Source organism: Ancylobacter defluvii (genome assembly GCF_018390605.1).
Taxonomy (GTDB): Bacteria; Pseudomonadota; Alphaproteobacteria; order Rhizobiales; family Xanthobacteraceae; genus Ancylobacter; species Ancylobacter defluvii.
The window spans coordinates 1-5782 of record NZ_JAHBGD010000008.1; the positions used below are offsets into that span (position 1 = coordinate 1).

General features: G+C 55.5%; 2 tRNA genes and 3 rRNA genes. All 5 read right to left on the reverse strand.

Features of this window, described 5'->3' with window-relative positions:
- Positions 1–68: 68 nt before the first annotated feature.
- A 5S ribosomal RNA gene (gene rrf / locus KHC24_RS06820) occupies positions 69–183 on the reverse strand.
- Between the two features lie 101 nt (positions 184–284).
- Positions 285–3111: ribosomal RNA gene (locus KHC24_RS06825) — 23S ribosomal RNA — on the reverse strand.
- 351 nt (positions 3112–3462) lie between these two features.
- Positions 3463–3538: transfer RNA gene (locus KHC24_RS06830), tRNA-Ala, on the reverse strand.
- Positions 3539–3580: 42 nt separating this feature from the next.
- Positions 3581–3657: transfer RNA gene (locus KHC24_RS06835), tRNA-Ile, on the reverse strand.
- Positions 3658–3859: 202 nt separating this feature from the next.
- Positions 3860–5344: ribosomal RNA gene (locus KHC24_RS06840) — 16S ribosomal RNA — on the reverse strand.
- Together the 16S, 23S and 5S rRNA genes with 2 tRNA genes alongside form the textbook arrangement of a ribosomal RNA operon.
- Between the last annotated feature and the right edge of the window lie 438 nt (positions 5345–5782).

The window sequence follows — 5782 nt, forward strand, 5'->3', positions numbered from 1 at the left end:
ACCCCGCCGGACATTTCTGTCCGGCGGGGCTTTATCAGGTTGTGAAGAAGCGAGCGCGTGCTTTGCAGGCCTGGCGGCGACCTACTCTCCCAGGTCTTGAGACATAGTACCATCGGCGCTGAGGAGTTTAACGGCCGAGTTCGGGATGGGATCGGGTTCAGGCTCCTCGCAATGGCCACCAGGCCGGCGAAGCACGCGCATATTTGCGAAGCAAGGCTCTTTCGAGCGATCTTTTGAGATCTGGTCTTTTGATAGCTCGTCCTCGGTAGATATCGAGGATGAGAACGATCAAGCCAATCGAACGATTAGTACCGGTAAGCTCAATGCATTACTGCACTTACACACCCGGCCTATCAACGTGGTCGTCTTCCACGGTTCTCAAGGGAATACTCGTTTTGAGGTGGGTTTCCCGCTTAGATGCTTTCAGCGGTTATCCCGACCGTACATAGCTACGCTGCACTGCGGCTGGCGCCACAACAGCTCCACCAGAGGTACGTTCATCCCGGTCCTCTCGTACTAGGGACAAATCCTCTCAATATTCCTACACCCACGGCAGATAGGGACCGAACTGTCTCACGACGTTCTGAACCCAGCTCACGTACCACTTTAATCGGCGAACAGCCGAACCCTTGGGACCTGCTCCAGCCCCAGGATGTGATGAGCCGACATCGAGGTGCCAAACGATGCCGTCGATATGGACTCTTGGGCATCATCAGCCTGTTATCCCCGGCGTACCTTTTATTCGTTGAGCGATGGCCCGTCCACGTGGGACCACCGGATCACTATGGCCGACTTTCGTCTCTGCTCGACTTGTCAGTCTCGCAGTCAGGCGGGCTTATGCCATTGCACTCGACGACCGATTTCCGACCGGTCTGAGCCCACCATCGCGCGCCTCCGTTACTCTTTGGGAGGCGACCGCCCCAGTCAAACTGCCCACCATGCAATGTCCCGGACCCGGATGACGGGTCGCGGTTAGACATCCATATCTATAAGGGTGGTATTTCAAGGGTGACTCCACGAGAGCTGGCGCCCTCGCTTCAAAGTCTACCACCTATCCTACACATACCGACACGAATGCCAGTGCAAAGTTGCAGTAAAGGTGCACGGGGTCTTTCCGTCTGACCGCAGGAACCCCGCATCTTCACGGGGAATTCAATTTCACTGAGTCTATGCTGGAGACAGCGGGGAAGTCATTACGCCATTCGTGCAGGTCGGAACTTACCCGACAAGGAATTTCGCTACCTTAGGACCGTTATAGTTACGGCCGCCGTTTACCGGGGCTTCGATTCAAAGCTTGCACCTCTCCTCTTAACCTTCCGGCACCGGGCAGGCGTCAGACCCTATACGTCATCTTGCGATTTCGCAGAGCCCTGTGTTTTTGCTAAACAGTTGCCACCCCCTGGTCTGTGCCCCTCCCACATGGTTGCCCACATGGAAGGCCTCCTTATCCCGAAGTTACGGAGGTAAATTGCCGAGTTCCTTCAGCATAGTTCTCTCAAGCGCCTTGGTATACTCTACCAGTCCACCTGTGTCGGTTTCGGGTACGGTCTTAATGTGGGAGCTATTTCCTGGAACCCCTTCGAAGCCAGAACAGAACCAGTTCGTCTGACAACACACGGGATTCGTCACTACCCACAGGCTCAGGAATATTCACCTGATTCCCATCGACTACGCCTTTCGGCCTCGCCTTAGGGGCCGGCTAACCCTGCGCAGATTAGCTTTACGCAGGAACCCTTGGACTTTCGGCGACAGTGTCTCTCACACTGTTTGTCGTTACTCATGTCAGCATTCGCACTTCCGATACCTCCAGAGGTCCTCACGGATCCTCCTTCGCAGGCTTACGGAACGCTCCGCTACCGCTTGCCCGAAGGCAAACCCTAAGCTTCGGCGCGTGGCTTGAGCCCCGATACATTTTCGGCGCAAGAATCCTAGACCAGTGAGCTGTTACGCTTTCTTTAAAGGATGGCTGCTTCTAAGCCAACCTCCTGGTTGTTTTCGGACTCTCACATCCTTTCACACTTAGCCACGACTTGGGGGCCTTAGCTGTAGGTCAGGGTTGTTTCCCTCTCGACGACGGACGTTAGCACCCGCCGTCTGTCTCCCGCGCACTACTTCCAGGTATTCGGAGTTTGGTTAGGTTTGGTAAGATGGTAAATCCCCCTAGCCCATCCAGTGCTCTACCCCCTGGAGTATTCACGCGAGGCACTACCTAAATAGTTTTCGCGGAGAACCAGCTATTTCCGAGTTTGGTTGGCCTTTCACCCCTAGCCACAAGTCATCCGAGACTTTTTCAACAGGCACCGGTTCGGTCCTCCAGTGCGTGTTACCGCACCTTCAACCTGCTCATGGCTAGATCACCCGGCTTCGGGTCTAATCCGACGAACTGAACGCCCTGTTCAGACTCGCTTTCGCTGCGCCTACACCTATCGGTTTAAGCTTGCTCGCCAGACTAAGTCGCTGACCCATTATACAAAAGGTACGCTGTCACCCAGGACGAACCTTGGGCTCCAACTGTTTGTAGGCATCCGGTTTCAGGAACTGTTTCACTCCCCTTGTCGGGGTGCTTTTCACCTTTCCCTCACGGTACTTGTTCGCTATCGGTCGCTGAGGAGTACTTAGGCTTGGAGGGTGGTCCCCCCATGTTCAGACAGGATTTCACGTGTCCCGCCTTACTCAAGGATGAATGATTGCATTACGTGTACGGGGCTATCACCCACTAAGGCCCGGCTTTCCTGACCGGTTCCACTTGTCGCACATTCACCACTGGCCTGGTCCGCGTTCGCTCGCCACTACTAACGGAGTCTCTGTTGATGTCCTTTCCTCCGGGTACTTAGATGTTTCAGTTCCCCGGGTTCGCTTCTAACCCCTATGTATTCAGGACTAGATACCTTCATCTGACAACTGGAATTCCAAAGCCTCACGGCCAGGATCCCCTCACGGGGACACCGAGGTAAGACCTCAGAGTCCCAGTCGTCGAAGGTGGGTTTCCCCATTCGGAAATTTACGGATCAAAGCTTGTTCGCAGCTCCCCGTAACTTATCGCAGCGTACCACGTCCTTCATCGCCTCTCAGCGCCAAGGCATCCACCGAATGCCCTTAAGACACTTGATCGTTCTCATCTTCGATACCTACCCAGTAATGGAACTTGCTCCATCCCCTCTGTGCGGAGTGGATGGGGGCGGAACGGTTTTGAGAGACCCGCTCCACGGTATCAAAGCTATTCTAAAGACCAGCTTGCTTCGCATCATTCGACGACGGCGCGGTCACGCTCCGACAGACAAATCCACCGAACGTCTTGCGACGAACGATGTTTCGTCCCACCGCTAACGCGGTAGTTCGAATGAATGCTTTTTCACGATGTCAGACAACACGCACACACCAGCCAGGCCGATGCGGCGAATTCAGGTTCTCATGGACGAGAAAAGCTTGGATCCCGCGCTCGACAGCCACCCCTTGAAGGAATGGTGGAGCCAGACGGGATCGAACCGACGACCTCATGCTTGCAAAGCACGCGCTCTCCCAACTGAGCTATGGCCCCGGAAGGCAGCAGCTCGAAAGGTCGGCGCCACACGTGATGAGATGGTGGGCCTGGGAGGACTTGAACCTCCGACCTCACGCTTATCAAGCGCGCGCTCTAACCAACTGAGCTACAAGCCCCTAGCCAACAGTCCAGCCAGAACGCCCAATGTCCAAAAGACATCGGCATCCCGACCCAGTGGCCTGGGCTCGTCCATGAAGAAAGAGAAACGAAGACGGCGGCGTCCCGCATTTTGCCGGTCTGACTGACCGGCTATGATCTAAGAGTTCCGATAAGCGCCGTGACCCGAAGATCAGGGCATTCTTGAAGGAACATCCTTAGAAAGGAGGTGATCCAGCCGCAGGTTCCCCTACGGCTACCTTGTTACGACTTCACCCCAGTCGCTGACCCTACCGTGGTCGCCTGCCTCCCTTGCGGGTTAGCGCAGCGCCTTCGGGTAAAACCAACTCCCATGGTGTGACGGGCGGTGTGTACAAGGCCCGGGAACGTATTCACCGTGGCGTGCTGATCCACGATTACTAGCGATTCCAACTTCATGCACTCGAGTTGCAGAGTGCAATCCGAACTGAGACGGCTTTTGGAGATTTGCTCACCCTCGCGAGTTTGCGTCCCACTGTCACCGCCATTGTAGCACGTGTGTAGCCCAGCCCGTAAGGGCCATGAGGACTTGACGTCATCTTCACCTTCCTCGCGGCTTATCACCGGCAGTCCCCCTAGAGTGCCCAACTTAATGATGGCAACTAAGGGCGAAGGTTGCGCTCGTTGCGGGACTTAACCCAACATCTCACGACACGAGCTGACGACAGCCATGCAGCACCTGTGTCCCTGGCTCCGAAGAGAAGAAACCATCTCTGGTAACTGTCCAGGGCATGTCAAAGGCTGGTAAGGTTCTGCGCGTTGCTTCGAATTAAACCACATGCTCCACCGCTTGTGCGGGCCCCCGTCAATTCCTTTGAGTTTTAATCTTGCGACCGTACTCCCCAGGCGGGAGGCTTAATGCGTTAGCTGCGCCACTGATGAGCATGCTCACCAACGGCTAGCCTCCATCGTTTACGGCGTGGACTACCAGGGTATCTAATCCTGTTTGCTCCCCACGCTTTCGCACCTCAGCGTCAGTACCGGACCAGTAAGCCGCCTTCGCCACTGGTGTTCTTGCGAATATCTACGAATTTCACCTCTACACTCGCAGTTCCACTTACCTCTTCCGGACTCGAGATTGCCAGTATCAAAGGCAGTTCTGGAGTTGAGCTCCAGGCTTTCACCTCTGACTTAACAATCCGCCTACGTGCGCTTTACGCCCAGTGATTCCGAACAACGCTAGCCCCCTTCGTATTACCGCGGCTGCTGGCACGAAGTTAGCCGGGGCTTCTTCTCCGACTACCGTCATTATCTTCGTCGGCGAAAGAGCTTTACAACCCTAAGGCCTTCATCACTCACGCGGCATGGCTGGATCAGGCTTGCGCCCATTGTCCAATATTCCCCACTGCTGCCTCCCGTAGGAGTCTGGGCCGTGTCTCAGTCCCAGTGTGGCTGATCATCCTCTCAGACCAGCTACGGATCGTCGCCTTGGTGCGCCTTTACCACACCAACTAGCTAATCCGACGCGGGTTCATCCAATGGCGATAAATCTTTCCCCTTGCGGGCTCATACGGTATTAATTCCAGTTTCCCGGAGCTATTCCGTACCATTGGGCAGATCCCCACGTGTTACTCACCCGTCTGCCGCTCCCCTTGCGGGGCGCTCGACTTGCATGTGTTAAGCCTGCCGCCAGCGTTCGTTCTGAGCCAGGATCAAACTCTCAAGTTGAATGAGATATTTTGAACCGGCTAATGTCGCTACGCTCAAAACCTCTTGACGAGGTTGAGACCAGGACATCCCTCGCGGGATCGTCCGGTCTCGAGAACGTAAACACGCCGAAGTCTCATTCGGACCCAATCAACCGTCCAATCTTGCGATCAGACAACCAACCGGATCCCGCAAGGACCCCGCCGTCCACGTTTCTCTTTCTTCTTCTATACCTGTCAAACAGCACGAGGCCCGTAAGCCTCAATGGGCCGAAGCCCGACGGTCTTGCGACCAGCCCCGAAGGGCGATAATCTCTGGCCTTTCGGCCAATCGGCGCTTCGTCTCCGAAGCCCCTCATCCTAAGGGCTCACACCCTTAGTGATGTCGACAGTTAACCCCTCCGGCGACTGCCGGTCCGAAGACCTCGTCTCTGTCAGGATCAACCGAGGAGCGTCAGCA